This window comes from Escherichia sp. KCJ4928 (assembly GCF_004352695.1).
Classification (GTDB): domain Bacteria; phylum Pseudomonadota; class Gammaproteobacteria; order Enterobacterales; family Enterobacteriaceae; genus ECMA0423.
Window position 1 is genome coordinate 20273 of sequence record NZ_SJWV01000016.1, and the last position, 26811, is coordinate 47083.

A 26811-nucleotide genomic window follows, 5' to 3' on the forward strand; every position below is an offset into this window, starting at 1 on the left:
AGACTCCAGATGATCGATGGTTCTATTGTGCTTCTTCCAGTTTGAGAAATAAAATTGATTTATTGCATCCATTCATGAAGAAAACAGATGAATTATTCTTTAAAACAATTAAAGGTTTTCGTCACAGTAGCGCAGGAGAAAAGTTTTAGTCGTGCAGGAGAGCGTATCGGCCTGAGCCAGTCGGCAGTGAGTCACAGTGTGAAGGAACTGGAAAATCATACTGGTGTTCGCCTGCTGGACAGAACCACGCGTGAAGTGGTGCTTACAGATGCAGGGCAGCAGCTGGCTTTGCGTCTTGAGCGACTGCTGGATGAACTGAACAGCACGTTGCGCGATACCGGGCGTATGGGGCAACAACTGAGCGGAAAAGTTCGGGTCGCTGCCAGCCAGACCATTTCCGCGCATCTTATTCCGCAATGCATTGCTGAAAGCCATCGCCGCTATCCAGATATTCAGTTTGTCCTGCACGATCGTCCGCAGCAGTGGGTGATGGAAAGTATTCGCCAGGGAGATGTCGACTTTGGCATCGTCATCGATCCAGGCCCAGTGGGCGATCTGCAATGTGAAGCGATTCTTTCCGAGCCTTTCTTTCTGCTTTGCCATCGCGATAGCGCTTTGGCCGTCGAAGATTATGTACCCTGGCAGGCATTACAGGGAGCGAAATTGGTGTTGCAGGATTACGCGTCAGGCAGCCGACCGCTGATTGACGCAGCGCTGGCGCGCAATGGTATTCAGGCGAATATTGTGCAGGAGATTGGACATCCGGCGACGCTGTTCCCGATGGTAGCCGCAGGCATCGGCATCAGTATTCTTCCTGCACTGGCGCTACCATTGCCTGAAGGTAGCCCACTGGTGGTTAAGCGCATTACGCCGGTGGTTGAACGCCAGTTGATGCTGGTGCGCAGGAAGAACCGTTCACTTTCCACCGCCGCTGAAGCGTTATGGGACGTGGTACGAGACCAGGGCAATGCGCTAATGGCTGGGCGGGAAGGGGATCCGTTGTATCAGATATAGATATCGATATGAGTCGTTTTTTCAACAGGATTTAGAAGGGATACATTCAGAGACAAACACTGCTCTTTCTCCTGCGCCTTTTCTGCCTGCTGTTTCTGCAACTGCGCCAGTTGTGTTTCCAGTAGGGTGATTTGCTGTTGAATCAATTCGGCCTGTTTTTGCTTGTCTTCAGCACTGCCGCTAGTGTCTACAATCTCTTTAATTTGTTGAGTGAGTTTGATGATTTGCTGACTTATCCGCGCGATTTGTGAAGCAACATCGCTACCTTGTGATGCCCTGTTACTACTCTGTGTTTGTATGGAAGGAATTGAAGTTGAAGAGATAGTGGCCATTGTTCAGTCCTCGTCACTGTACGAGGTAATATCGGTAGAAGAACAAGCAACTTGAGAAGAAAAATCAATCTTACAAATCGCAGATAGCAAAAAAGCGCCTTTAGGGCGCTTTTTTACATTGGTGGGTCGTGCAGGATTCGAACCTGCGACCAATTGATTAAAAGTCAACTGCTCTACCAACTGAGCTAACGACCCGAAGTGGTGGGTGATGACGGGATCGAACCGCCGACCCCCTCCTTGTAAGGGAGGTGCTCTCCCAGCTGAGCTAATCACCCACTTCGGTACTTCACATTTTTACAAGAAATTTAGCTGGCGAGAAAGTGGTGGGTGATGACGGGATCGAACCGCCGACCCCCTCCTTGTAAGGGAGGTGCTCTCCCAGCTGAGCTAATCACCCACTTCTCAATTTCTTGCTACACGGCGGAGACTACATAAAGTAGTTGGTGGGTGATGACGGGATCGAACCGCCGACCCCCTCCTTGTAAGGGAGGTGCTCTCCCAGCTGAGCTAATCACCCCCGCTGTGTGGAGTCGCATTATAGGGAGAGTTCAAAATGAGTCAACGCATTTTCTAAAGAAATTGTTCGTTCGTCGTAAATTTAAGCAAGATGATCGCAAAACAGACCGTGTTGCGCAATTTGTCAACGAAAACAATAATGCGTAAGGTAGAAACCCGAACTACATTGAGGAATCAGGCGGGAGTGATAGAATATCGCCCACTCAATTTTTCCAGGATTTGCCGGTTGTCGGCATCTTTCTAAACGTAAGGCCATTTCATGAAAATCAAAACTCGCTTCGCGCCAAGCCCAACAGGCTATCTGCACGTTGGCGGCGCGCGTACTGCTCTTTACTCCTGGCTTTTTGCACGTAACCACGGCGGTGAGTTCGTGCTGCGTATTGAAGACACCGATCTTGAGCGTTCCACGCCGGAAGCTATCGAAGCCATTATGGATGGCATGAACTGGCTGAGCCTGGAGTGGGATGAAGGTCCGTACTACCAGACCAAACGTTTTGATCGCTACAACGCGGTGATCGATCAGATGCTGGAAGAGGGCACTGCTTATAAATGCTATTGCTCTAAAGAGCGCCTGGAAGCGCTGCGCGAAGAGCAAATGGCGAAAGGTGAGAAGCCGCGTTATGACGGTCGCTGCCGCCACAGCCATGAGCATCATGCTGATGATGAACCGTGTGTCGTGCGTTTTGCTAATCCGCAGGAAGGTTCTGTTGTTTTTGACGATCAGATCCGTGGTCCGATCGAGTTCAGCAACCAGGAGCTGGATGATCTGATTATCCGCCGTACCGATGGTTCCCCAACCTATAACTTCTGTGTGGTTGTCGATGACTGGGATATGGAAATCACCCACGTTATCCGTGGCGAAGACCATATCAACAACACGCCGCGCCAGATCAACATTCTTAAGGCCCTGAAAGCGCCGGTGCCGGTTTACGCGCACGTTTCTATGATCAATGGCGATGACGGTAAAAAACTGTCCAAACGTCACGGGGCAGTCAGCGTAATGCAGTATCGTGATGACGGTTATTTGCCAGAAGCACTGCTGAACTATCTGGTGCGTCTGGGCTGGTCCCACGGCGATCAGGAAATCTTCACTCGTGAAGAGATGATCAAATACTTCACTTTGAATGCCGTCAGCAAATCTGCCAGTGCGTTCAACACCGACAAGCTGCTGTGGCTGAACCATCACTACATTAACGCGCTGCCGCCGGAGTATGTTGCTACTCACTTACAGTGGCACATTGAGCAGGAAAATATCGATACCCGTAACGGCCCGCAGCTGGCTGATCTGGTGAAACTGCTGGGCGAACGCTGCAAGACGCTGAAAGAGATGGCACAGAGCTGCCGTTATTTCTACGAAGATTTTGCTGAGTTCGATGCCGATGCGGCGAAAAAACATCTGCGTCCGGTAGCGCGTCAGCCGCTGGAAGTGGTTCGTGACAAACTGGCCGCGATTACTGACTGGACCGCTGAAAACGTTCATCACGCTATTCAGGCGACGGCGGATGAGCTGGAAGTGGGTATGGGTAAAGTTGGTATGCCGCTGCGTGTCGCCGTAACCGGTGCGGGGCAGTCTCCAGCACTGGATGTTACCGTTCACGCAATTGGTAAGACCCGCAGTATCGAGCGTATCAACAAAGCGCTGGATTTTATTGCTGAACGCGAAAATCAGCAGTAATTAGCGTGTAAAAAGATAAACGGCAGGAGATAATATCCTGCCGTTTTTTATTTATGCTGATTCGTCAATATCGAGACGGGCGAGGAAATTGCGAATTCCTTCACGTGACAAAAATTGCGCGACTTTTTCCTGCTCAATGTCTGTCATATTATCTATCGCGTTGATGATTTGTCGATACGCCGGGGCGCGTGCTCCAGGAGCGTATTCAGCAATTCTCTCTTCAGCTTCCATCAACATTGGTGTGTTATGGAAGGCTGGCGTGTTCTGAATAAACTCGCAAACTTGCGTATCGACCAGAATAAGTCTGGCACGACCGCCTTTCACGCCGGGAAATTTTTCCGTTTTCCAGCCTTTTTCTCTGATCCAACGGTTAACAGTTTGTTTAGCCACACCGAGGCATTCAGCCAGTTCTTCGGTGGTCATTTTGTTGCGTAATCTTTTCATATTATTTGCTATCGCGAATCCCTAAGCGTTGTAACAATCCGATAATCCCTTCCCGCAGAAGCAAGGATGTAAACTGTTTTTGTTCAACTGGCGTCATCTCTTTCGCCAGTGTCACCAGCAATACTTCAAGCGGCGCATCACCAGAAAGGGCAGGCGCTTCTCCCTGACCTTCTGGACGTTCAGCATTGCGAATATATTCACGAACCTGTTCATTGACGTGAACCAGTCGGGCTTTGCCACCCTGGACGCCAGGTTTTGGTGACGTTGTCCAGCCTTCCTTGCGTACCCATTTATTAATGGTCTGGCGGCTATAGCCGGTCAGTCTGGCAAGTTCATCTGGTGTCATCCTCTCCTTGAACATAACAATTCCCTGAATGTATGTGGGTCTATTAGTAGTTCATTTTATAACACCACTTTACAGGAAACCGTGACATGAATAACTACTGAATGCGAGCGGTTTTCCAAAATTGTTCATTTGCCTGATTTTTCAGCGATTGAAACTACACATTGCAATTTGCCGTTGACACATTCGGGCGGAATTCATATGATGCCGCCCGTCAACTCGACAAGCTTTACGTGACGGGGCTATAGCTCAGCTGGGAGAGCGCTTGCATGGCATGCAAGAGGTCAGCGGTTCGATCCCGCTTAGCTCCACCAAATTTTGCACCCAGCAAATTTGGTACGTAAACGCATCGTGGGGCTATAGCTCAGCTGGGAGAGCGCTTGCATGGCATGCAAGAGGTCAGCGGTTCGATCCCGCTTAGCTCCACCAAATTTCCAACCCTCGCTGCAAAGCGGGGGTTTTTTGTCTCTGCTTTTTGCCGCTTTTGTAATACAGTCTACGTCCGGGTTAGCGCCGCCTGGTGAAAGCATCATTGGATGAAAAATCGGCAACAGGCTGGCCCCTGTTTGCTTCGCGATGCGAATAAACTTATTATTTGTGTGCCTGAAAACCCCGATCAGTGAGAGTAGTGTACTCATGTTTGTGGAGCATAACCTGATAAAAAATATCAAGATATTCACACTAGCGTTTACGCTCACCGTGGTACTTATTCAGCTATCCCGTTTTATTTCGCCACTTGCCATTATCCATTCCAGTTATATCTTTCTGGCGTGGATGCCACTGTGCGTAATGCTGTCAATCTTGTTTATCTTTGGCTGGCGCGGTGTCGTTCCCGTTTTATGCGGGATGTTTTGCACCAATCTGTGGAACTTTCATCTCTCTTTTTTACAGACTGCGGTCATGCTCGGTAGCCAGACGTTTGTCGTGTTGTGTGCCTGCGCAATATTACGCTGGCAGCTGGGGACGCGTTGGCGTTATGGATTGACCAGCCGATATGTCTGGCAACGTCTGTTCTGGCTTGGTTTGGTGACGCCGATCGGCATCAAATGCAGCATGTATCTTGTGGGGAGCTTCTTTGATTTCCCGCTAAAGATATCCACCTTTTTCGGCGATGCGGATGCGATTTTCACGGTCGTTGATTTGCTAAGCCTTTTCACCGCTGTGCTGATTTACAACATGCTTTTCTACTATCTCACTCGCATGATTGTAAGTCCCCACTTTGCGCAGATATTGTGGCGCAGGGATATCGCGCCGTCGTTGGGCAAAGAGAAACGCGCATTTACCTTAAGCTGGCTGGCAGCGTTAAGCGTGCTTCTACTTCTGTTGTGCACACCTTATGAAAACGACTTTATTGCCGGTTACCTGGTACCCGTTTTCTTCATCATCTTTACCCTCGGGGTCGGTAAGCTTCGCTATCCGTTTTTAAATCTCACCTGGGCTGTTTCAACGCTTTGCCTTCTGAATTACAACCAGAACTTTTTGCAAGGGGTGGAAACCGAATATTCGCTGGCATTTATTCTTGCGGTGCTGATTTCCTTTAGCGTTTGCCTGCTCTATATGGTGCGCATTTATCATCGCAGTGAATGGCTTAATCGCCGCTGGCATTTGCAGGCGCTGACAGATCCGTTAACGCTCCTACCCAACTTTCGTGCGTTGGAACAAGCGCCGGAGCAAGAGGCGGGCAAGAGTTTTTGCTGCCTGCGCATTGATAATCTTGAGTTTATGAGTCGTCATTACGGCTTAATGATGCGCGTTCACTGTATCCGCTCAATTTGCCGTACGCTGCTGCCGTTGATGCAGGAAAACGAAAAGTTGTATCAATTGCCGGGTAGTGAACTGCTGTTAGTGCTGAGCGGGCCGGAAACGGAAGGGCGACTCCAGCATATGGTTAACATCCTGAATAGTCGGCAAATTCACTGGAACAATACCGGGCTGGATATGGGCTATGGTGCTGCCTGGGGGCGTTTTGATGGAAATCAGGAAACCCTGCAACCCTTGTTGGGGCAGTTAAGCTGGCTGGCGGAGCAATCCTGCGCACATCATCATGTGCTGGCGCTGGATAGCAGAGAGGAGATGGTTTCCGGGCAGACCACTAAACAGGTGCTATTGCTGAATACCATTCGCACGGCGTTAGATCAGGGTGATTTGCTGCTCTACGCCCAGCCAATTCGCAACAAAGAGGGTGAAGGTTATGATGAGATCCTCGCGCGACTGAAATATGACGGCGGCATTATGACCCCGGATAAGTTTCTGCCCCTTATTGCTCAGTTTAACCTTAGCGCGCGTTTTGATTTGCAAGTGCTGGAATCCTTGTTGAAGTGGCTGGCAACACACCCTTGCGACAAAAAAGGACCGCGCTTTTCAGTCAATTTAATGCCGCTCACGCTGCTGCAAAAGAATATTGCCGGGCGGATTATTCGTCTGTTTAAGCGTTATCACATCTCCCCGCAGGCGGTCATTCTTGAGATCACCGAGGAGCAGGCGTTTTCTAACGCAGAAAGCAGCATGTACAACATCGAGCAGCTGCATAAGTTTGGTTTCCGGATTGCGATTGATGACTTTGGCACCGGATATGCCAACTACGAACGGTTAAAGCGTTTGCAGGCTGATATCATCAAAATTGATGGCGTCTTTGTGAAAGATATTGTCACGAACACGCTGGATGCGATGATTGTGAGATCAATTACCGATCTGGCGAAAGCGAAGTCATTGAGTGTGGTCGCGGAGTTTGTCGAGACGCAACAGCAGCAGGCGCTATTGCATAAGCTCGGGGTGCAATATCTGCAAGGGTATTTGATTGGTCGCCCGCAGCCATTAGCTGATTAACAGGCGTAAAAAAGCCGGGGAATGATCCCCGGCTTTTTTATGTATGGTTTTACAGCACCAGTGCTGCGATTGACGCAGACAGCACACTCACCAGGGTAGAGCCGTAAACCAGTTTCAGACCGAAGCGAGAAACCACGTTACCTTGCTCTTCATTCAGGCCTTTAACTGCACCTGCGATAATCCCGATTGAAGAGAAGTTAGCGAAGGAAACCAGGAACACAGAGATGATGCCTTCAGCACGCGGAGAGAGCGTGGAAGCAATTTTCTGCAGATCCATCATCGCAACGAACTCGTTGGAAACCAGTTTGGTCGCCATGATACTGCCCACTTGCAGTGCTTCACTGGAAGGAACACCCATCACCCATGCAATCGGATAGAAGATGTAGCCCAGGATGCCCTGGAAGGAGATGCTGTAGCCAAACCAGCCAGTCACAGTAGCAAACAGTGCGTTCAGTGCGGCGATCAGGGCGATAAAGCCGATCAGCATCGCGGCAACGATAATGGCAACCTTGAAACCTGCCAGAATGTATTCACCCAGCATTTCGAAGAAGCTCTGACCTTCGTGCAGGTTGGACATCTGAATGTTTTCTTCACTGGCATCAACACGGTAAGGGTTGATCAGCGACAGCACGATAAAGGTGCTGAACATGTTCAGTACCAGCGCCGCAACGACATATTTCGGCTCCAGCATGGTCATGTATGCACCAACGATGGACATAGATACGGTGGACATCGCCGTTGCTGCCATGGTGTACATACGATTGCGGGAGATTTTGCCGAGGATATCTTTATAGGCAATAAAGTTTTCAGACTGACCCAGAATCAGGGAGCTGACGGCGTTAAAGGATTCCAGTTTGCCCATGCCGTTGACTTTGGAGAGCAGGAAACCAATTGCGCGGATAATCACCGGCAACACGCGAATGTGCTGGAGAATACCGATCAGTGCAGAGATAAAGACGATTGGGCACAGCACTTTCAGGAAGAAGAATGCCAGGCCTTGATCATTCATGCTACCAAAGACGAAGTTAGTCCCTTCGTTGGCAAATCCGAGCAGTTTTTCGAACATTTCGGAGAAGCCTTTCACGAAGCCTAAACCAACGTCGGAGTTCAGGAAGAACCACGCCAGTAACACTTCGATAACAAGCAGTTGAATAACATAACGGATACGAATTTTTTTGCGGTCGCTGCTTACCAGCAGTGCGAGAATCGCAACAACGGCAAGTGCCAGTACAAAATGAAGGACGCGGTCCATATTTGCTCCAAATATGAGGCAGGTTAAATTTCCGTGCACATTCTATGTAACATGGTTAAGGAAAACGAGATCTGACACACACTATAATGACGTCCTGTGACAAGCTTCAAAAATAGTGATCTGTCATACATTTCTGCTATGTTGTGTATGGAAGCTGAAAGTTATGTAAATGTGCTAACATTAAACATAACCATAACATTCAAGTCATCAATCTTTTCGTAGTCATAATCCAGGTCTATCAGAGAAATCACCACAACCCATTTAAATGAATTTGATAATCATTCTCGTTTGGCATAGCATGAAACATAGCAAAGGCTATGTTTTAGAGGCACAAGATGACGAACTATCGCGTTGAGAGTAGCAGCGGACGGGCGGCGCGCAAGATGAGGCTCGCATTAATGGGACCTGCGTTCATTGCGGCGATTGGTTATATCGATCCCGGTAACTTTGCGACCAATATTCAGGCGGGTGCCAGCTTCGGCTATCAGCTGCTGTGGGTTGTCGTTTGGGCCAACCTGATGGCGATGCTGATTCAGATCCTCTCTGCCAAACTAGGGATTGCCACCGGTAAAAATCTGGCGGAGCAGATTCGCGATCACTATCCGCGTCCCGTAGTGTGGTTCTATTGGGTTCAGGCAGAAATTATTGCGATGGCAACCGACCTGGCGGAATTTATTGGTGCGGCGATCGGTTTTAAACTCATTCTTGGTGTCTCGTTGTTGCAGGGCGCGGTGCTGACGGGGATCGCGACTTTCCTGATTTTAATGCTGCAACGTCGCGGGCAAAAACCGCTGGAGAAAGTGATTGGCGGGTTACTGTTGTTTGTTGCCGCGGCTTACATTGTCGAGTTGATTTTCTCCCAGCCTAACCTGGCGCAGCTGGGTAAAGGAATGGTGATCCCGAGTTTACCTACTTCGGAGGCGGTCTTCCTGGCAGCAGGCGTGTTAGGGGCGACGATTATGCCGCATGTGATTTATTTGCACTCCTCGCTCACTCAGCATTTACATGGCGGTTCGCGTCAACAACGTTATTCCGCCACCAAATGGGATGTGGCTATCGCCATGACGATTGCCGGTTTTGTCAATCTGGCGATGATGGCTACAGCTGCGGCGGCGTTCCACTTTTCTGGTCATACTGGTGTTGCCGATCTTGATGAGGCTTATCTGACGCTGCAACCGCTGTTAAGCCATGCTGCGGCAACGGTCTTTGGGTTAAGTCTGGTTGCTGCCGGACTGTCCTCAACGGTGGTGGGGACACTGGCGGGGCAGGTGGTGATGCAGGGATTCATTCGCTTCCATATCCCGCTGTGGGTGCGTCGTACAGTCACCATGTTGCCGTCATTTATTGTCATTCTGATGGGATTAGATCCGACACGGATTCTGGTTATGAGTCAGGTGCTGTTAAGTTTTGGTATCGCCCTGGCGCTGGTTCCACTGCTGATTTTCACCAGTGACAGCAAGTTGATGGGCGATCTGGTGAACAGCAAACGCGTAAAACAGACAGGCTGGGTGATTGTAGTGCTGGTCGTGGCGCTGAATATCTGGTTGTTGGTGGGGACGGCGCTGGGATTGTAGTTGAATGAGCGTCGCATCTGGCACTATTGGCGGATGCGGCGTAAACGCCTTATCCGCCCTACGCGTTAAAGAGCCGGTTTGTAGGCCTGATAAGACTCGCTAGCGTCGCATCAGGCATTGTGTTCCATTGGCGAATGTGTTTAATGGCGGTGTCCATGTCCGCGGCCTTTTCCGCGATGATCGTCACGATCGCGCCAGCCTTCACGATAGCCACGCTCATACGCTTTACGCTTATCCCAGCCACGATGATAGCCATTATCATGACGCCACCAGCGGTTTTTACGCCACTCATAATTGCGATGCCAGTAGTCACGGTCGCGCCAGTGACCACCGTCCCAGTAATTACCGTAATGATCGCGATCGCCAATTTGTAATTTGATTGATGGCAGTAGGGTGATTTCACCTGCGTTTGCTGCAAGCGGGGTAAATGCCATCAGGGCGGCCGCCAGAAACAGTGACCTGAACATTGTTATTCTCCTTCACGATCGAAGCCGTCAGCGGCCTGTTAACGCAATATTACGGGGAGGTAAAGCCCCGTATCATCGCCATAACTCTTAAATCATAAAGGAGAGCATTTTTTGCTAAACGTTATCGTGGGGTGGCTGTTGCTTCGGACGATTGACCATCATCATCGGCTTACCTGCTAATAACAGCCATGCCGGAAGCATGACGATACAGAGCAGCGGTAGCAATGTGGTATTGGGTACAACGACCGCCGCCATAAAAAGACTTAACCAGCCATCGCGTGTTACCACCAGCACGATGCCGAGAATAGCGCAAGAAACGGTTATTGCCGCTGGTACGGCGGGTACGTGCTCATGCAGCATCAACCCTAATGCCACGCCGACAAACACTGCCGGGAAGATTCGCCCACCGCGAAAGCCACTGGCGGCAGCAACGACCAGGGCGGCAAGTTTAATTACCGCCAGCAAAAAGTAATCGCTGGTGCTGAAAGCCTGATTTGCCACCATCTGCTGCATCTCATCCAGCCCTTTAAACAGCGAAACTGGTCCACCAATAACCCCCAGAATACCGAGAATAAATCCGCCAATACCCAGCACGAGCACCGGATTTTTCATTTGATTCATCATCGCGTGCAACCGTGGTAAGCACCATACGGCGACCATCCCTGCTGCGATGGCAATCGCCGCGACAATTGCACCGCTGAGAATATCGGTCATTTCCATCTGTCCGTAATGCGCAATGGGCAGTGAAAAATGGGGATGGAAAAATAATCCGGTAGTAAGTGCACCAGCTGCTGCCGCCATTAACGGCGCAAAAAGACGATCCCATAGCGGAACTTCACTACTGCCATTTAAGGTTTGCGAAAATATCAACGCCGCTGCAACAGGTGTGCCAAACAGCGCGCCGATGGTTCCGGCAGAGGCTAAAATAGTCCACTCCATTCGGTTGACGCGCGGTAACAGACGAGCGCCAATGGCGACGGCAAGGGCGATATTGACGGTCATGATCGGATGTTCCGGCCCCAGGCTGACGCCGCCAGCAAGACCGAGAATTAATGCTACGATAAGTCCTGGTAGCGCAGAGGGCGGAACTGGTGCGCCGATCAGCGGTTCACAGGCGGGGTCTGGTCCGGCATGACCCTGGCTGAAACGGATAACCAACCCCACCGCAATACCCGTTAGCGTTAATACACCGATGATCCAGAGAGGTGAATCCTGGGCTATCCCCAGAGTTCCCGGCAGTCGTTGCCAGAGCAAATTCTGTAATACCGAGGCGATTTTCATCACCACAATCAGAATAAGACTGGACGCAATCCCAATTGCCACGGCGGGGAGCGATAATAACAACATGGTTCTGGCTCGCGGATGGAGCATGTTCTATTCCTTATGCGGGGTCAGATACTTAGTTTGCCCAGCTTGCAAAAAGGCATCGCTGCAATTGGTGCTGAAACGATAAAGTAAATGTGTGACCCAGATCGATATTTACAGGGAGCCTGCCTTTCCGGCGTTGTTGTTATGCCCCCAGGTATTTACAGTGTGAGAAAGAATTATTTTGACTTTAGCGGAGCAGTTGAAGAATGACAAAGTATGCATTAGTCGGTGATGTGGGCGGCACCAACGCACGTCTTGCTCTGTGTGATATTGCCAGTGGTGAAATCTCGCAGGCTAAGACCTATTCAGGGCTTGATTACCCCAGCCTCGAAGCGGTCATTCGCGTTTATCTTGAAGAACATAAGGTCGAGGTGAAAGACGGCTGTATTGCCATCGCTTGCCCAATTACCGGTGACTGGGTGGCAATGACCAACCATACCTGGGCGTTCTCAATTGCCGAAATGAAAAAGAATCTCGGTTTTAGCCATCTGGAAATTATTAACGATTTTACCGCTGTATCGATGGCGATCCCGATGCTGAAAAAAGAGCATCTGATTCAGTTTGGTGGCGCAGAACCGGTAGAAGGTAAGCCTATTGCGGTTTACGGTGCCGGAACGGGGCTTGGGGTTGCGCATCTGGTCCATGTCGATAAGCGTTGGGTAAGCTTGCCGGGCGAAGGCGGTCACGTTGATTTTGCGCCGAATAGTGAAGAAGAGGCCATTATCCTCGAAATACTGCGTGCGGAAATTGGCCATGTTTCGGCGGAACGCGTGCTTTCTGGCCCTGGGCTGGTGAATTTGTATCGCGCAATTGTGAAAGCTGACAACCGCCTGCCAGAAAATCTCAAGCCAAAAGATATTACCGAACGCGCGCTGGCTGACAGCTGCACCGATTGCCGCCGCGCATTGTCGCTGTTTTGCGTCATTATGGGCCGTTTTGGCGGCAATCTGGCGCTCAATCTCGGGACATTTGGCGGCGTGTTTATTGCGGGCGGTATCGTGCCGCGCTTCCTTGAGTTCTTCAAAGCCTCTGGTTTCCGTGCCGCATTTGAAGATAAAGGGCGCTTTAAAGAATATGTCCATGATATTCCGGTGTATCTCATCGTCCATGACAATCCGGGTCTTCTCGGTTCCGGTGCACATTTACGCCAGACCTTAGGTCACATTCTGTAAATCCTTCCTGTTATATCGGGAGGTAACTCTCCCGATAATCTTTTAAATCATACAGTTAATTCAATTTTTCTTTGTGTCCCCTCACAAGGCCGACCTGCGTCACACTTCCATACAGCGGGATTAATTCTCCAGTAAATGCATTATTTGTCTGGTAACGGCGATTTGTTTTGCACGTTCATAATTTCACTCGTCAACTATCACTGAACGAGGAATTAACGATGAGTAAGAAACTGATTGCCTTATGTGCCTGCCCGATGGGCCTGGCTCACACTTTTATGGCCGCTCAGGCGCTGGAAGAAGCGGCGGTAGAAGCCGGTTATGAAGTGAAAATTGAAACCCAGGGCGCGGACGGCATCCAGAATCGCCTGACGGCGCAGGATATCGCCGAAGCGACCATCATCATCCATTCCGTGGCAGTTACCCCGGAAGATAACGAACGTTTCGAATCACGCGACGTTTATGAAATCACTTTGCAGGACGCAATTAAAAACGCTGTAGGCATCATCAAAGAAATCGAAGAGATGATTGCCTCTGAACAACAGTAATATTCGACAGGGATAATTGTTATGGCCATTAAAAAACGCAGTGCAACCGTTGTGCCTGGCGCATCCGGTGCGGCAGCGGCAGTTAAGAATCCGCAGGCCTCTAAAAGCAGCTTCTGGGGTGAACTCCCGCAGCATGTGATGTCAGGGATTTCACGCATGGTGCCGACCTTAATTATGGGCGGTGTGATCCTCGCTTTCAGCCAGCTGATTGCTTATAGCTGGCTTAAAATTCCTGCTGAGATCGGCATCATGGATGCTCTTAATAGCGGGAAATTCTCCGGTTTCGACCTCTCCTTACTGAAATTTGCCTGGCTGTCGCAGTCCTTCGGCGGCGTGTTGTTTGGCTTTGCTATTCCGATGTTTGCCGCTTTTGTGGCGAACTCTATCGGCGGCAAACTGGCGTTCCCGGCTGGTTTTATCGGCGGCTTGATGTCTACCCAGCCGACGCAACTGCTGAACTTCGATCCCAGCACTATGCAATGGGCGACCTCTTCGCCGGTGCCGTCCACCTTCATTGGTGCGCTGATTATATCTATCGTTGCTGGTTACCTTGTGAAATGGATGAACCAGAAAATCCAGTTACCAGATTTCCTGTTAGCGTTCAAAACCACATTTTTGCTACCGATTCTTTCCGCCATTTTTGTCATGCTGGCGATGTACTATGTCATCACCCCATTTGGTGGCTGGATCAACGGCGGTATCCGTACCGTGCTGACTGCCGCAGGTGAGAAGGGCGCGCTGATGTATGCAATGGGGATTGCCGCGGCGACCGCAATCGACCTTGGTGGCCCAATCAACAAAGCGGCAGGTTTCGTTGCCTTCAGCTTTACCACCGACCACGTATTACCGGTCACCGCTCGTTCTATCGCTATCGTTATTCCTCCGATTGGTCTGGGTCTGGCGACCATTATTGACCGTCGTTTAACCGGCAAACGCCTGTTCAACGCTCAACTTTATCCGCAGGGTAAGACCGCGATGTTCCTTGCCTTTATGGGGATTAGTGAGGGTGCGATTCCGTTTGCGCTGGAAAGCCCCATCACCGCCATTCCGTCGTATATGGTCGGCGCGATTGTCGGCTCAACCGCCGCTGTCTGGCTGGGCGCAGTGCAATGGTTCCCGGAATCCGCTATCTGGGCATGGCCGCTGGTCACTAACCTGGGCGTCTATATGGCGGGGATCGCGCTGGGGGCAGTCATAACTGCGCTGATGGTGGTGTTCCTGCGTCTGATGATGTTCCGTAAAGGCAAATTGTTAATCGATAGCCTGTAAGAAGGAAAATCCAGATGACATTACTCGCTTCGCTGCGCGACTGGCTTAAGGCGCAACAACTGGATGCAGTGCTTCTCTCCTCACGGCAGAACAAACAGCCGCATCTGGGGATCTCCACCGGATCAGGCTATGTGGTTATTAGCCGTGAAAGTGCGCACATTCTGGTAGATTCGCGCTATTTCGTTGAGGTGGAAGCCCGTGCGCAAGGCTACCAGCTGCATTTGCTTGACGCGACGAACACGCTTACCACTATCGTCAATCAAATCATTGCCGATGAGCAGTTGCAAACGCTCGGTTTTGAAGGCCAGCAGGTGAGTTGGGAAACCGCGCACCGCTGGAAGTCTGAACTCAATGCGAAACTGGTTAGCGCCACGCCGGATGTGCTGCGGCAAATCAAAACGCCAGAGGAGGTGGAGATAATCCGCCTCGCCTGTGGGATTGCCGATCGCGGAGCGGAGCATATTCGCCGCTTTATTCAGGCGGGGATGAGCGAGCGCGAGATAGCCGCTGAACTGGAGTGGTTTATGCGCCAGCAGGGCGCAGAAAAAGCCTCTTTTGACACCATTGTCGCCAGCGGCTGGCGCGGGGCGCTGCCGCACGGCAAAGCCAGCGACAAGATTGTTGCAGCGGGCGAGTTTGTCACTCTCGATTTTGGTGCGCTGTATCAGGGCTACTGCTCTGATATGACGCGCACCTTGCTGGTGAATGGCGAAGGGGTGAGCGCCGAATCTCACCCGCTGTTTGACGTCTATCAGATTGTCCTGCAGGCACAGCTCGCGGCAATCTCTGCAATTCGCCCCGGCGTGCGCTGCCAGCAGATTGACGACGCCGCGCGCCGGGTCATTACCGAGGCTGGATTTGGCGACTATTTCGGTCATAACACTGGTCACGCTATCGGCATTGAAGTCCATGAAGATCCGCGTTTTTCACCGCGGGACACCACGACGCTACAGCCAGGCATGTTGCTGACCGTGGAGCCGGGGATTTATTTGCCAGGGCAAGGGGGCGTGCGCATCGAAGATGTTGTGCTGGTTACCCCGCAAGGCGCAGAAGTGCTCTACGCCATGCCGAAAACAGTGTTGCTCACGGGAGAGGCATAATGGATTTATCGCTATTAAAAGCGTTGAGCGAGGCAGATGCGATCGCCTCCTCGGAACAGGAAGTGCGGCAGATCCTACTGGAAGAAGCGGATCGCCTGCAAAAAGAAGTGCGATTTGATGGTCTGGGATCGGTGCTGATCCGCCTCAATGAATCGACAGGTCCGAAGGTGATGATCTGCGCCCATATGGACGAAGTGGGATTTATGGTGCGCAGCATCTCCCGCGAAGGCGCTATTGACGTGCTGCCGGTTGGCAACGTGCGCATGGCTGCCCGCCAGCTGCAGCCGGTGCGCATCACCACCCGTGAAGAGTGCAAAATTCCAGGCCTGCTTGACGGCGACCGGCAGGGGAATGACGTCAGCGCCATGCGCGTGGACATTGGTGCGCGCTCGTATGACGAAGTGATGCAGGCGGGAATTCGTCCAGGCGATCGCGTCACCTTTGATACAACTTTTCAGGTTCTCCCTCACCAGCGGGTGATGGGGAAAGCCTTTGATGACCGCCTCGGTTGCTATCTGCTGGTGACGTTACTACGTGAGCTGCACGACGCCGAACTGCCTGCGGAGGTGTGGCTGGTGGCAAGTTCCAGCGAAGAGGTGGGATTACGCGGCGGGCAAACTGCCACCCGCGCGGTGTCGCCGGATGTCGCCATTGTGCTTGATACCGCCTGCTGGGCGAAAAACTTTGATTATAGCGCGGCTAACCATCGCCAGATTGGTAACGGGCCGATGCTGGTGTTAAGCGACAAGTCGCTGATTGCGCCGCCAAAACTTACCGCCTGGATCGAAACCGTCGCGGCAGAAATTGGCGTGCCGTTGCAGGCGGATATGTTCAGCAACGGCGGCACGGACGGCGGAGCGGTGCATTTAACCGGCACCGGCGTGCCCACGGTGGTGATGGGGCCAGCGACGCGCCACGGACATTGTGCGGCATCGATTGCCGATTGCCGCGACATTTTGCAGATGCAGCAACTTTTATCTGCCCTTATTCAACGTCTTACCCGTGAGACGGTTGTTCAACTGACGGATTTCAGATGATCTCCTGATTAACCCGGAGCGGTTATGTTAACGATTCAATTTCTCTGTCCTTTGCCTAACGGTCTGCATGCTCGTCCGGCGTGGGAACTTAAAGAACAGTGCAGCCAGTGGCAAAGTGAAGTCACCTTTATTAACCATCGCCAGAACGCAAAGGCCGATGCGAAAAGTTCGCTGGCGCTGATTGGCACCGGCACCCTATTTAATGACAGTTGCAGCCTGAACATTAGCGGCAGCGATGAAGAGCAGGCGCGGCGCGTGCTGGAAGAGTACATCCAGGTGCGCTTTATCGACAGCGACAGCGTTCAGCCTACGCAGGCAGAACTGACGGCGCATCCGCTGCCGCGTTCATTAAGCCGCCTTAACCCGGATTTACTGTACGGCAATGTGCTGGCAAGCGGCGTCGGCGTGGGTACGCTGACCCTGTTACAAAGCGACAGCCTCGACAGTTATCGGGCAATCCCCGCCAGTGCGCAAGATTCCACCCGGCTGGAGCACAGCCAGGCAACGCTTGCCGAGCAACTGAACCAGCAATTGCGTGAGCGTGACGGCGAAAGCAAAACTATCCTCAGCGCTCATTTGTCGCTGATTCAGGATGATGAATTTGCAGGCAATATCCGTCGCCTGATGACAGAACAGCATCAGGGACTGGGGGCGGCGATCATCAGCAATATGGAGCAGGTTTGCGCCAAGCTTTCTGCTTCTGCCAGCGATTATCTGCGCGAACGTGTTAGCGACATTCGCGATATTAGCGAACAGTTGCTGCATATCACCTGGCCGGAACTGAAGCCGCGCAACAATCTGGTGCTGGAAAAACCGACCATTCTGGTGGCTGAAGATTTAACCCCAAGCCAGTTTTTGAGCCTTGATTTGAAAAATCTTGCGGGCATGATTCTGGAGAAAACCGGGCGCACCTCGCATACCCTGATTCTGGCCCGCGCCTCGGCGATCCCGGTACTGAGCGGCCTGCCGCTGGATGCGATTGCCCGTTATGCCGGGCAACCGGCGGTGCTTGACGCCCAGTGCGGCGTGCTGGCGATTAACCCGAATGACGCGGTGAGCGGTTATTATCAGGTTGCGCAGACGCTGGCGGATAAACGCCAAAAACAACAGGCGCAGGCTGCCGCGCAGCTGGCCTATTCCCGTGATAACAAGCGTATTGATATCGCGGCGAATATTGGCACCGCTCTGGAAGCACCAGGCGCGTTTGCCAACGGCGCGGAAGGCGTCGGGCTGTTCCGTACCGAAATGCTGTATATGGATCGTGACAGCGCGCCGGACGAGCAGGAGCAATTTGAAGCCTACCAGCAGGTGCTACTGGCAGCGGGCGACAAGCCGATTATCTTCCGCACAATGGACATCGGAGGCGATAAAAGCATTCCTTATCTGAATATTCCCCAGGAAGAGAACCCGTTCCTCGGCTATCGCGCGGTACGTATTTACCCGGAATTTGCTGGCCTGTTCCGCACTCAACTACGGGCGATTTTGCGCGCTGCCAGTTTTGGCAACGCCCAGTTGATGATCCCGATGGTTCACAGCCTCGATCAGATCTTATGGGTGAAGGGCGAGATCCAAAAAGCGATCGTTGAGCTTAAGCGCGATGGCCTGCGTCATGCAGAGACGATTACTCTGGGTATCATGGTGGAAGTGCCGTCGGTGTGTTACATCATCGACCACTTCTGCGATGAGGTCGATTTCTTCAGTATCGGTTCTAACGATATGACCCAGTATCTGTATGCGGTCGATCGTAATAACCCGCGCGTATCGCCGCTGTATAACCCGATTACGCCATCGTTCCTGCGCATGTTGCAGCAGATTGTTACCACTGCGCATCAGCGGGGCAAATGGGTAGGCATTTGCGGTGAACTGGGCGGTGAAAGCCGTTATCTGCCGCTACTGCTTGGGCTGGGCCTGGATGAGCTGAGTATGAGTAGCCCGCGTATTCCGGCGGTGAAAAGCCAGCTTCGTCAACTGGATAGCGAGGCGTGTCGGGAACTGGCGCGTCAGGCATGTGAATGCCGCAGTGCGCAGGAAATTGAAGCGTTACTCACCGCCTTTACGCCGGAAGAAGACGTTCGCCCACTGCTGGCGCTGGAGAATATCTTTGTTGATCAGGATTTTAGCAATAAAGAGCAGGCGATCCAGTTCCTGTGCGGCAACCTCGGCGTTAACGGGCGCACTGAACATCCGTTTGAGCTGGAAGAAGATGTCTGGCAGCGGGAAGAGATTGTTACCACCGGCGTTGGTTTTGGCGTAGCGATCCCGCACACCAAATCTCAGTGGATCCGTCATTCCAGTATCAGCATTGCCCGGCTGGCGAAACCGATTGACTGGCAGTCAGAAATGGGCGAAGTCGAACTGGTGATCATGCTGACGCTGGGTGCTAACGAAGGGATGAATCATGTGAAAGTCTTCTCGCAGCTGGCGCGTAAACTGGTGAATAAAAACTTCCGCCAGTCGTTGTTTGCCGCGCAAGATGCACAAAGTATCCTGACGCTGCTGGAAACAGAATTAACCTTCTGACGTTAGCCCTGAAAACGGGCGCTGTACTCTCCCGGCGTCAGACCAAACTGACGCCGGAAAACGCGACAAAAATAGTCGCTATCCGGAAAACCGCAACGCTGTGCCACTTCATGAATTGACAGATGATATTTCTGCAAAATCATCCTCGCCTTCGCCATTCGCACCCAACGCACATACTCGATAAAACGCATCGTTCCATGCTGAGCAAACAGTTTTGACAGATGATTGGGCGTGATATTAAAAAACTGCGCCACGCTCTCGCGGGTGAGCGGCTGGGCATAATTATCCTGAACCCAGTTACAAATGCTGTGATAGAGAAAATCGCCGCGCGGTTGCGAATTACCCGGCGGCATATTCACCACGTTGCGGCAAAGATGCAGCAAACTTAACACCAGTGGCTGAATGATATTCTGCTCCAGCGGCGAACGGCTAAGATGGGTGAGGGCGGTAAGCATCGCTTCACCTTCACCGCGTTGCAGGCTGGGAAGCTGGATCTGGCGAGCAGGATGCAACAACGACGTGGTGCGGCTATCGTAAAACGATAACCCAAGCCAGGTCGGTGCGAACACCAGGCTTAACAGCATCACCGGTTTGTTGTTGATCGGTAAATTAGCCGCGCGTGCCGGAATAAACAGCATTTCTCCTTCCACCATTCGCTGCTGCTTTGCTTCCAGCAGGTTGCCGTATTCGCCGCGCAGCACGATATCCAGACGGGGAAAATCAATACATAAACTGCCCACCGGTAACGAGGCAGGCTGGCTGGCAAACCAGACGCGCCCCAGTAGTTGCGGGTTAAGCACCAGGCCGCTGAACAGATCGGCGAAAAATTGTTGATCGGCGGGCAAGCCTGGTGCTTTCATGAAAGTTCCCGATTAAAGATGCATTAACTGGCGAAATTCTTTCACTTTGCTGCGGCTGACCGGCACTTCAAAATCTAGATCTTTCAGTCGCAGAATGTAGGTGTTATTAAACCACGGTTCGATTTCGCGTATTTTGTTCAGATTGACACAAAATGAGCGATGGCAGCGGAAAAAATGCGACGGCGGCAGTTTGCTGCAAAATTCGGTAATGTTCATCGGCATTACGTAGGATTCACGCCGCGTATAGACAAAGGTCATTTTCTCGTGCGCTTCGGCGTAATAGATATCGTTAATTGGCGTGACGATTATTCGCTCATCTTTCACCAGATTAATGGTGTCATTCTCACGCGTTACCGTCGCGGCAGGCGTACTGCTGGTCTGCTGTTGTTGCCAGGCCGCTTCCAGTTTTTGCAGCATCCCGGTAATACGTGACTCCTGATACGGTTTGAGAATGTAGTCAAACGCCTCCAGTTCAAACGCTTCTACCGCATGTTCTTTCCACGCGGTGATGAACACAATAAACGGTTTATGGGCGAACTGGCTGATGTTTTGCGCCAGCAACACGCCATCCAGCGACGGAATATTGATATCCAGAAAAATGGCGTCGACGCGGTTATGCTGCAAAAACTTCAACACGTCCAGACCGTCGTCAAAGGTGCCGACAATCTCCATCTGGCTGTGCTCTTTAATTAGCCAGCTCAGTTCCTGTTGTGCCAGGAATTCGTCTTCAACAATGATGACTTTCACAATATCACTCCGGCTCAAAGCAATAACGTAGCCTGTGAGGCGACTGGGGTGCGTTGGTTAGGAATGTAAAACGCAATTTCCGTTCCTGGTTCCAGGCGGCGGATATGCAGCCCCTCGCCATACAATAACTTCACGCGATGATGAACATTCAGCAGGCCAATTTTATTGCCCGGCATTTCATTCGCTTCGACCCGCTCAATCACCTTTGGATCGATGCCGTGCCCGGTATCCCGCACCGCAATGCGTACCCGATTGCCGCACTCTGCAACGCTGATGGTGACAACGCCTTTACCTTTGCAAGGCTGAATACCGTGGACAATGGCATTCTCCACCAACGGCTGGATCAGCAGGCTGGGAATGCAGCAATTCACCTCTTCATCAATATCATAGATAACCGTCAGCTTGTCGCCAAAGCGGGCCTGCTCAATGGCAATATAGTCTTTAATTTGATACAGCTCTTTTTTGATATCGATTTGCTCATCGTCTTTTAATTCAATGTTATAGCGCAGATAACGCGACAGATTAAAGATCAGCTGGCGAGCAGTATCCGGATTCAGACGGATTGATGATGAAATAGCGTTCAAAGCGTTAAACAGGAAATGGGGATTAATTTTGCTTTGCAGGGCGCGAAGCTCTGCCTTATTTGCCATTTCACGTAGCTGCTCGGCGCGTGAAACCTCCAGTTGGGTGGAGATGATTTGCGACAGACCGACCGCCATTTCCTGTAATGACGAGGTGATCTGATGCGCGTGGCAGTAGTAAATTTTCAGCGTTCCGGTCACAACGCCTTTCTCCCACAATGGGATCACCAGCATGGAATGAATCTCTGGTGTGCGGTGGGCTTCATCATTGTTTTTAATGATGATTTTTCCGTAATTCATCGCCTGACGGGTAGTCGGGCTAATGAAGTCATCGCCATTCTGATAGTTATGTTCACCCACGCCAACATAGGCCAGCACATGATCGGTATTGGTAATCGCCACCGCATCGGCGTGAATGTCATCGCGAATAATTTCACAAACTTTGCGTAATGACTCGCTATTGACATGGCGAAACAGAGGTAGCGTTTTGTTGGCGATATCCAGCGCCAGCTTGGCCTGCCGCGCGGCGCTGGCCTCTTTTTCGCCCTCAACGCTTTGCACCAGAAGCACAATAAAGCCGATACAGACGCTACCGAGGATCATTGGAATGCCGATTTTAGAGACGATATCGATCCCCAACGCGGTAGTTGGTGCCCAGACAATTACCAGAATCATGGTCAACGTCTCACACAACATGCCGCCGAGAATACCGACGCGCCAGCGCTGTGCTTTGGGGATTTTCAGGTTGATCCAGCCCGATATACAACCCGCCAGAATGCTGGTGATAAAGCAGGGGATCGCCGTCACGCCGCCGATATCAATTAAATACCGGTGAATACCCGCAATCACGCCGGTAATGATGCCTACCCACGGGCCAAACAGAATCCCGCCGGACATCACCGCGATAATACGTACGTTCACCAGCGAGCCTTCTACGGGAACGCCGGACCAGGTGCTGAACAGGGCGAACAGCGAGAAAATGGCGGTAACGGCGAGCAATTCTTTTGGGGAGTGCGCCGACTTGTGCAACAGTTCGCGAAACAGGCGGATACGGATGAGAAAGAACAGGCAGATAAGCATTAACGCTGCCCGATCGAAGACCGCCAGTAGCATGTTGAATATTTCGTGCACGGGTGACTCTGAATAAGGATTAAACCTCTATGATAGGTAACCTGAAGGCTGATGACCAGCAGGCCGTTTTTGAGGAAAAACCATAAATTTAAAAGGGGATTGAAAGATAAATGGTGTATTAGCAATGTATCTCTTGATAATGCACTTCTGGCTGGTAAATTTATTGAAATTATAATGTTAATAAAATTGGTGGTAATTTTCTTGTTAGCGTAGAAAAATTTCCTGTTTTTGAAGTGGAGTTCCTCATTTAAAGCCATTGATAAAAATGTTCTAAAACGCTGGACAGACAGAAATTAATCAGGCTATTTTCAAAACAGCCACCATTGTGGCAGCGTCGCTCGGACGGTCCGGGCGCTAACGTTAATCTGAGGAAATTATGGCTGACACTCGCCCTGAACGTCGCTTTACGCGCATTGATCGTCTCCCGCCCTACGTTTTTAACATCACCGCTGAACTGAAAATGGCTGCGCGTCGGCGCGGCGAAGATATTATCGATTTCAGCATGGGTAACCCGGACGGTGCGACTCCGCCGCATATCGTCGAAAAATTATGTACTGTGGCCCAGCGCCCGGACACGCATGGTTACTCCACTTCACGCGGCATTCCGCGGTTACGTCGCGCCATTTCCCGCTGGTATCAGGATCGCTACGACGTTGAAATCGACCCGGAATCAGAAGCCATCGTCACTATTGGTTCGAAAGAGGGCCTGGCGCATCTGATGCTGGCGACGCTGGATCATGGTGACACGGTGCTGGTGCCGAATCCAAGTTACCCGATCCATATTTATGGCGCGGTGATTGCCGGGGCGCAGGTACGCTCAGTGCCGCTGGTGGAAGGTGTCGATTTCTTCAACGAACTGGAGCGCGCCATTCGTGAAAGTTATCCGAAACCGAAGATGATGATCCTCGGCTTCCCGTCGAATCCAACCGCGCAATGCGTGGAGCTGGAGTTCTTCGAAAAGGTTGTGGCGCTGGCGAAACGCTACGATGTGCTGGTGGTCCACGACCTGGCCTATGCCGATATCGTCTACGATGGCTGGAAAGCGCCGTCAATCATGCAGGTACCGGGTGCACGCGATGTGGCAGTCGAGTTCTTTACGCTGTCGAAAAGCTACAACATGGCGGGCTGGCGTATCGGCTTTATGGTTGGCAACAAAACGCTGGTCAGCGCCCTGGCTCGTATTAAAAGCTATCACGATTACGGCACCTTTACGCCGTTGCAGGTGGCGGCGATTGCGGCGCTGGAGGGCGATCAACAGTGCGTGCGCGACATTGCCGAACAGTACAAACGCCGCCGTGATGTATTGGTTAAAGGGCTGCATGAAGCGGGCTGGATGGTTGAAATGCCGAAGGCTTCGATGTATGTCTGGGCGAAAATCCCGGAACCATATGCGGCCATGGGATCGCTGGAATTTGCCAAGAAGCTCCTTAACGAAGCGAAGGTTTGTGTCTCGCCGGGGATTGGCTTTGGCGACTATGGTGATACGCATGTTCGCTTTGCACTGATTGAAAACCGCGACCGTATTCGTCAGGCGATTCGTGGGATTAAAGCGATGTTCCGTGCCGACGGTTTACTACCCGCCAGCAGCAAACATATTCACGAAAACGCGGAATAAACACCGTCGTCAGAAATGCAAACAGGAGCCTGATGGCTCCTGTTTTTCATTGCACAGTTTGCTTTTAGATCATCAGGGCAAAAGTACCGGCCCAAACGATGACCATAAAAGAAATGCCCATAAAGAAATATTTCACTTTACATCTCTCCGCGTAATTACTGTTACGCCTGAATGACTTCATTACACCTGATACAGTGAGTTGACACCGGGCAAAGCGACCTTAAAAGCCCTGTATTTTACCGTGGGCATCACCCCAGAATTCTGAGCTAAACTGCTCGAGACGGCGCTAATGTACGCCTAAAACTGAAACGAGACAAGAGACATTTTCTTATTTACTTTTAGTAACTTACAAGTGTCTCATATCGGCGACAGTTTAATTTCTGACGGTAATAATTAGATATTCAGCGAAGGAAAAAACCTTAAGAAAAAAGCCATAAAAACCATGAGGTTATTATGGCCGATTTGAGGAGGGAAAGAGTAAGAGCAGTTTGTTAAATGTACAACGACGATTCTCCCACCGGGCGCGTTTTAAAGCGACGGTGGATCCAGAGGTACTGCTCCGGTGCGCGCATGATCTCTTTCTCGATAATCTTGTTCATATAGGCAGCGGCTTGATTTTCATCTGTCGGGTAGCCTTCCATCTCTGGGGTGATGAACAAACGATATCCGCTGTAATCCGCTTTTCTTACCATCGTTACGGTCAACATGGCTGCGCCAGAGAGACGGGAGAGAACATAGGTGCCATTGGTTGTGGCGACATTTTCCACCGCAAAGAACGGCGCGAAGGAGCTGCCTTTACGACCATAATCCTGATCGGGAGCAAACCATACCGCTTCACCTTTCTTCAGTGCACCGACAATGCCGCGCAGATTATTTCTGCCGATCATCGCTTTGTTAGAGCGCATGCGCCCACGGGTCTGCACCCATTCCATCAGCTGATTATTATGTGGACGATAGGTAGCCATCATTGGTTGGCACAGTCCCATCACGCGGCCGCCCAGTTCCAGCGACATAAAATGGACGCCGACAACCATTACGCCGCGATTTTGCATTTGTGCGCGTTTAAGGTTATCCAACCCTTCAACATCAAACCATTTACGTACGCGACTGTCGGGCCAGAACCATGCCATGCCGGTTTCTACCAGCGCCATGCCGAGTGAACGAAAGTTTTCGGCAATCATCTTCTCGCGTTCTTCCGCAGAATGCTGCGGGAAACAAAGTTCCAGGTTTTTACGGGCGATAGATTCACGACGTTTCAGGAATGGTCGCGCCATTGCGCCAATACGCGTGCCGAGAAAGCAGAGAACAGGATAAGGAAGCTGTACCCAAAGCCAGAGTACACCAAGCCCAAACCATGTGAGCCAGTAGCGAGGATGTAGAAACTCGCGGGAAAATTTGCATTGTGGAAACATAGTTACCTTCTGTAGATACGAATTGTTGTATCGCAGAAGATTCCATGTCGACAGCGGTACACTCAATTGGTTGGGCCATCATGTACGACAATGGTTCCTGTAAAGAGTGTAAAGACTAGTCAGGACATAACCACGAGGAGCATGAATGCGGTATCTGTACTTTATCACTCGCTGACTGCTTTCAGCTACTGATTATTAATCGTGCAAAGTAAATATTTTTCCGTACACAACAGTCTTGCATTTAACATGCTGTTTTCATTGATGCTTAGCAAAAATTGCCAGAGGTTAAGGATTGTCTTACTATTAAAGTGACTGAAGTTACAGGTTTTTTAGCGCGGCAGGAGGTTGAGCTATGATTTATTTATGGATGTTTCTCGCCCTGTGTATTGTCTGCGTAAGCGGCTACATCGGTCAGGTACTGAACGTGGTATCGGCGGTCTCTTCTTTCTTCGGCATGGTGATCCTCGCTGCACTCATTTATTACTTCACCATGTGGTTAACTGGCGGTAATGAACTAGTGACGGGGATATTTATGTTTCTTGCCCCGGCTTGTGGCTTGATGATTCGCTTTATGGTGGGGTATGGCAGGCGATAGTGGGTCAGGATGGCTCATTTGGGCAGGTGTTCACATCAGCATCAGACATGATTGTTCACCTGCCATGTGACAGACGCTATCGCACAGGATGAATAAGATAATTCGCCTTTGTCGGATAAGTAGGCGTGATTTCTTCTGTGAGGTTTAATGGTGGCGCATCTTCTCTCATCTTAAACAAAATCGCCTGTGATGGCTGAAATTTTGTAGAGTGTGTGGTTGTCATCGCTGATGTTTTTTCAGTCTCTTTATAGCTCCTCTCACTTACACCACCAGAAATGGAAAATGCAAAAACATTGCATGCCATAATAGAGACCAATAAAAATAAGCTGAAAAGTATTAAGTTTACTTTCATAGAAAGTTATCCTGAAAATGGTTCACTGAGAACCTACGATGTTATGGCTGTATTTACATATAAT

At 51.0% G+C, this 26811-nt stretch carries 24 protein-coding genes and 6 tRNA genes; 14 read left to right on the top strand and 16 right to left on the bottom strand.

Annotated features, from left to right (window positions below; genetic code table 11):
* The first annotated feature begins 87 nt into the window (after positions 1-87).
* Positions 88-1014 (top strand): LysR family transcriptional regulator, encoded by a 927-nt coding sequence (locus E0D98_RS04530; RefSeq protein ID WP_001109794.1) that lies wholly within the window; start codon positions 88-90, stop codon positions 1012-1014.
* On the opposite strand, the gene E0D98_RS04535 is transcribed toward E0D98_RS04530, so the two are convergent.
* From E0D98_RS04535 to E0D98_RS04555, 5 genes are all read right to left on the bottom strand, one after another.
* Positions 1005-1346 (bottom strand): FlxA-like family protein, encoded by a 342-nt coding sequence (locus tag E0D98_RS04535; RefSeq protein WP_000201411.1) that lies wholly within the window; start codon positions 1344-1346, stop codon positions 1005-1007. The genes E0D98_RS04530 and E0D98_RS04535 overlap by 10 nt on opposite strands.
* A 119-nt stretch (positions 1347-1465) precedes the next feature.
* Positions 1466-1541, bottom strand: a tRNA-Lys gene (locus E0D98_RS04540).
* 4 nt (positions 1542-1545) lie between these two features.
* Positions 1546-1621, bottom strand: a tRNA-Val gene (locus E0D98_RS04545).
* A 46-nt stretch (positions 1622-1667) separates the two neighbouring features.
* Positions 1668-1743: transfer RNA gene (locus E0D98_RS04550), tRNA-Val, on the bottom strand.
* Positions 1744-1787: 44 nt separating this feature from the next.
* Positions 1788-1863, bottom strand: a tRNA-Val gene (locus E0D98_RS04555).
* 258 nt (positions 1864-2121) lie between these two features.
* On the opposite strand from E0D98_RS04555, the gene gltX reads away from it, so the two are divergent.
* Positions 2122-3537: a glutamate--tRNA ligase gene (gene gltX / locus E0D98_RS04560; RefSeq protein ID WP_000695655.1), complete on the top strand. Its 1416-nt coding sequence runs from the start codon at positions 2122-2124 to the stop codon at positions 3535-3537.
* Between the two features lie 51 nt (positions 3538-3588).
* Here gltX and E0D98_RS04565 read toward each other — a convergent pair whose 3' ends face one another.
* Together E0D98_RS04565 and E0D98_RS04570 are read right to left on the bottom strand one after the other, a co-directional pair.
* Complete coding sequence (locus E0D98_RS04565; protein ID WP_000826503.1) at positions 3589-3981, bottom strand: YfeC-like transcriptional regulator; 393 nt, start codon at positions 3979-3981, stop codon at positions 3589-3591.
* A 1-nt stretch (position 3982) separates the two neighbouring features.
* Complete coding sequence (locus E0D98_RS04570) at positions 3983-4342, bottom strand: YfeC-like transcriptional regulator (RefSeq protein ID WP_000472021.1); 360 nt, start codon at positions 4340-4342, stop codon at positions 3983-3985.
* A gap of 220 nt (positions 4343-4562) precedes the next feature.
* On the opposite strand from E0D98_RS04570, the gene E0D98_RS04575 reads away from it, so the two are divergent.
* The 3 genes from E0D98_RS04575 (at position 4563) to E0D98_RS04585 (ending at position 7150) form a co-directional block, all read left to right on the top strand.
* Positions 4563-4638, top strand: a tRNA-Ala gene (locus E0D98_RS04575).
* A 39-nt stretch (positions 4639-4677) separates the two neighbouring features.
* Positions 4678-4753, top strand: a tRNA-Ala gene (locus E0D98_RS04580).
* A 207-nt stretch (positions 4754-4960) separates the two neighbouring features.
* Positions 4961-7150 carry a sensor domain-containing phosphodiesterase gene (locus tag E0D98_RS04585; RefSeq protein WP_000497400.1) on the top strand — a complete coding sequence of 730 codons (2190 nt, stop codon included), beginning with the start codon at positions 4961-4963 and terminating at the stop codon, positions 7148-7150.
* Between the two features lie 49 nt (positions 7151-7199).
* Here the strand turns inward: E0D98_RS04585 and nupC are convergent, their stop codons facing one another.
* Positions 7200-8402 carry a nucleoside permease NupC gene (gene nupC, locus E0D98_RS04590; protein WP_000376337.1) on the bottom strand — a complete coding sequence of 401 codons (1203 nt, stop codon included), beginning with the start codon at positions 8400-8402 and terminating at the stop codon, positions 7200-7202.
* A 335-nt stretch (positions 8403-8737) separates the two neighbouring features.
* On the opposite strand from nupC, the gene E0D98_RS04595 reads away from it, so the two are divergent.
* The gene (locus tag E0D98_RS04595) at positions 8738-9976 is read left to right on the top strand and encodes an Nramp family divalent metal transporter (RefSeq protein ID WP_000186369.1); all 1239 of its coding nucleotides are present in this window, start codon (positions 8738-8740) and stop codon (positions 9974-9976) included.
* Positions 9977-10116: 140 nt separating this feature from the next.
* On the opposite strand, the gene ypeC is transcribed toward E0D98_RS04595, so the two are convergent.
* Entirely contained in the window at positions 10117-10443 is a 327-nt protein-coding gene (ypeC, locus tag E0D98_RS04600) for a DUF2502 domain-containing protein YpeC (protein ID WP_000490072.1), read from the bottom strand.
* 114 nt (positions 10444-10557) lie between these two features.
* Complete coding sequence (locus E0D98_RS04605) at positions 10558-11814, bottom strand: ion channel protein (protein WP_000903152.1); 1257 nt, start codon at positions 11812-11814, stop codon at positions 10558-10560.
* A gap of 203 nt (positions 11815-12017) precedes the next feature.
* Here E0D98_RS04605 and glk point away from each other — a divergent pair, with 203 nt between their 5' ends.
* The 6 genes from glk (at position 12018) to ptsP (ending at position 19454) form a co-directional block, all read left to right on the top strand.
* Entirely contained in the window at positions 12018-12983 is a 966-nt protein-coding gene (glk, locus tag E0D98_RS04610) for a glucokinase (protein WP_000170346.1), read from the top strand.
* Between the two features lie 218 nt (positions 12984-13201).
* Positions 13202-13528: a PTS fructose transporter subunit IIB gene (locus tag E0D98_RS04615; protein WP_001296874.1), complete on the top strand. Its 327-nt coding sequence runs from the start codon at positions 13202-13204 to the stop codon at positions 13526-13528.
* 21 nt (positions 13529-13549) lie between these two features.
* Positions 13550-14797, top strand: coding sequence for a PTS fructose transporter subunit IIC (locus tag E0D98_RS04620; protein WP_000985336.1), 1248 nt, complete (start codon positions 13550-13552; stop codon positions 14795-14797).
* Between the two features lie 14 nt (positions 14798-14811).
* A complete protein-coding gene (gene ypdF / locus E0D98_RS04625; protein ID WP_000173242.1) occupies positions 14812-15897 on the top strand; it encodes an aminopeptidase in 1086 nt (361 codons plus the stop codon).
* Positions 15897-16934 carry an aminopeptidase gene (gene ypdE / locus E0D98_RS04630; RefSeq protein ID WP_000366033.1) on the top strand — a complete coding sequence of 346 codons (1038 nt, stop codon included), beginning with the start codon at positions 15897-15899 and terminating at the stop codon, positions 16932-16934. The genes ypdF and ypdE overlap by 1 nt, the downstream gene beginning before the upstream one ends.
* A 24-nt stretch (positions 16935-16958) precedes the next feature.
* Positions 16959-19454 carry a phosphoenolpyruvate--protein phosphotransferase gene (ptsP, locus tag E0D98_RS04635; RefSeq protein ID WP_050877155.1) on the top strand — a complete coding sequence of 832 codons (2496 nt, stop codon included), beginning with the start codon at positions 16959-16961 and terminating at the stop codon, positions 19452-19454.
* A 2-nt stretch (positions 19455-19456) separates the two neighbouring features.
* On the opposite strand, the gene E0D98_RS04640 is transcribed toward ptsP, so the two are convergent.
* Genes E0D98_RS04640 through ypdA form a run of 3 tightly spaced genes read right to left on the bottom strand, consistent with a single transcriptional unit; the run spans position 19457 to position 22773 of the window.
* Entirely contained in the window at positions 19457-20314 is an 858-nt protein-coding gene (locus E0D98_RS04640) for an AraC family transcriptional regulator (protein ID WP_000646844.1), read from the bottom strand.
* Positions 20315-20326: 12 nt separating this feature from the next.
* The gene (gene ypdB / locus E0D98_RS04645; RefSeq protein ID WP_001295458.1) at positions 20327-21061 is read right to left on the bottom strand and encodes a two-component system response regulator YpdB; all 735 of its coding nucleotides are present in this window, start codon (positions 21059-21061) and stop codon (positions 20327-20329) included.
* Positions 21062-21075: 14 nt separating this feature from the next.
* On the bottom strand, positions 21076-22773 hold the full coding sequence (ypdA, locus tag E0D98_RS04650) for a two-component system sensor histidine kinase YpdA (RefSeq protein ID WP_000544359.1): 1698 nt from the start codon (positions 22771-22773) through the stop codon (positions 21076-21078).
* A 376-nt stretch (positions 22774-23149) separates the two neighbouring features.
* On the opposite strand from ypdA, the gene alaC reads away from it, so the two are divergent.
* On the top strand, positions 23150-24388 hold the full coding sequence (gene alaC / locus E0D98_RS04655; RefSeq protein ID WP_000785931.1) for an alanine transaminase: 1239 nt from the start codon (positions 23150-23152) through the stop codon (positions 24386-24388).
* A 64-nt stretch (positions 24389-24452) separates the two neighbouring features.
* Here alaC and ypdK read toward each other — a convergent pair whose 3' ends face one another.
* Positions 24453-24524 (bottom strand): membrane protein YpdK, encoded by a 72-nt coding sequence (gene ypdK, locus E0D98_RS04660; protein WP_010723117.1) that lies wholly within the window; start codon positions 24522-24524, stop codon positions 24453-24455.
* A 355-nt stretch (positions 24525-24879) separates the two neighbouring features.
* Positions 24880-25800 carry a kdo(2)-lipid IV(A) palmitoleoyltransferase gene (gene lpxP / locus E0D98_RS04665; protein WP_000484404.1) on the bottom strand — a complete coding sequence of 307 codons (921 nt, stop codon included), beginning with the start codon at positions 25798-25800 and terminating at the stop codon, positions 24880-24882.
* A gap of 352 nt (positions 25801-26152) precedes the next feature.
* On the opposite strand from lpxP, the gene E0D98_RS04670 reads away from it, so the two are divergent.
* Positions 26153-26395, top strand: coding sequence for a YfdY family protein (locus E0D98_RS04670; RefSeq protein ID WP_000639883.1), 243 nt, complete (start codon positions 26153-26155; stop codon positions 26393-26395).
* Between the two features lie 76 nt (positions 26396-26471).
* Here E0D98_RS04670 and ypdI read toward each other — a convergent pair whose 3' ends face one another.
* Positions 26472-26747: a colanic acid biosynthesis lipoprotein YpdI gene (gene ypdI / locus E0D98_RS04675; protein ID WP_050877156.1), complete on the bottom strand. Its 276-nt coding sequence runs from the start codon at positions 26745-26747 to the stop codon at positions 26472-26474.
* Positions 26748-26811: the final 64 nt, after the last annotated feature.

Coding starts and splice junctions, on each gene's coding strand:
- lpxP (WP_000484404.1), bottom strand. CDS start 25,800: ATGTTTCCACAATGCAAATTTTCCCGCGAGTTTCTACATCCTCGCTAC.
- E0D98_RS04570 (WP_000472021.1), bottom strand. CDS start 4,342: ATGTTCAAGGAGAGGATGACACCAGATGAACTTGCCAGACTGACCGGC.
- nupC (WP_000376337.1), bottom strand. CDS start 8,402: ATGGACCGCGTCCTTCATTTTGTACTGGCACTTGCCGTTGTTGCGATT.
- E0D98_RS04615 (WP_001296874.1), top strand. CDS start 13,202: ATGAGTAAGAAACTGATTGCCTTATGTGCCTGCCCGATGGGCCTGGCT.
- ypdE (WP_000366033.1), top strand. CDS start 15,897: ATGGATTTATCGCTATTAAAAGCGTTGAGCGAGGCAGATGCGATCGCC.
- ypdF (WP_000173242.1), top strand. CDS start 14,812: ATGACATTACTCGCTTCGCTGCGCGACTGGCTTAAGGCGCAACAACTG.
- gltX (WP_000695655.1), top strand. CDS start 2,122: ATGAAAATCAAAACTCGCTTCGCGCCAAGCCCAACAGGCTATCTGCAC.
- E0D98_RS04670 (WP_000639883.1), top strand. CDS start 26,153: ATGATTTATTTATGGATGTTTCTCGCCCTGTGTATTGTCTGCGTAAGC.
- E0D98_RS04585 (WP_000497400.1), top strand. CDS start 4,961: ATGTTTGTGGAGCATAACCTGATAAAAAATATCAAGATATTCACACTA.
- ptsP (WP_050877155.1), top strand. CDS start 16,959: ATGTTAACGATTCAATTTCTCTGTCCTTTGCCTAACGGTCTGCATGCT.
- ypeC (WP_000490072.1), bottom strand. CDS start 10,443: ATGTTCAGGTCACTGTTTCTGGCGGCCGCCCTGATGGCATTTACCCCG.
- E0D98_RS04535 (WP_000201411.1), bottom strand. CDS start 1,346: ATGGCCACTATCTCTTCAACTTCAATTCCTTCCATACAAACACAGAGT.
- E0D98_RS04565 (WP_000826503.1), bottom strand. CDS start 3,981: ATGAAAAGATTACGCAACAAAATGACCACCGAAGAACTGGCTGAATGC.
- E0D98_RS04530 (WP_001109794.1), top strand. CDS start 88: ATGAATTATTCTTTAAAACAATTAAAGGTTTTCGTCACAGTAGCGCAG.
- alaC (WP_000785931.1), top strand. CDS start 23,150: ATGGCTGACACTCGCCCTGAACGTCGCTTTACGCGCATTGATCGTCTC.
- E0D98_RS04605 (WP_000903152.1), bottom strand. CDS start 11,814: ATGCTCCATCCGCGAGCCAGAACCATGTTGTTATTATCGCTCCCCGCC.
- glk (WP_000170346.1), top strand. CDS start 12,018: ATGACAAAGTATGCATTAGTCGGTGATGTGGGCGGCACCAACGCACGT.
- E0D98_RS04595 (WP_000186369.1), top strand. CDS start 8,738: ATGACGAACTATCGCGTTGAGAGTAGCAGCGGACGGGCGGCGCGCAAG.
- ypdI (WP_050877156.1), bottom strand. CDS start 26,747: ATGAAAGTAAACTTAATACTTTTCAGCTTATTTTTATTGGTCTCTATT.
- E0D98_RS04640 (WP_000646844.1), bottom strand. CDS start 20,314: ATGAAAGCACCAGGCTTGCCCGCCGATCAACAATTTTTCGCCGATCTG.
- E0D98_RS04620 (WP_000985336.1), top strand. CDS start 13,550: ATGGCCATTAAAAAACGCAGTGCAACCGTTGTGCCTGGCGCATCCGGT.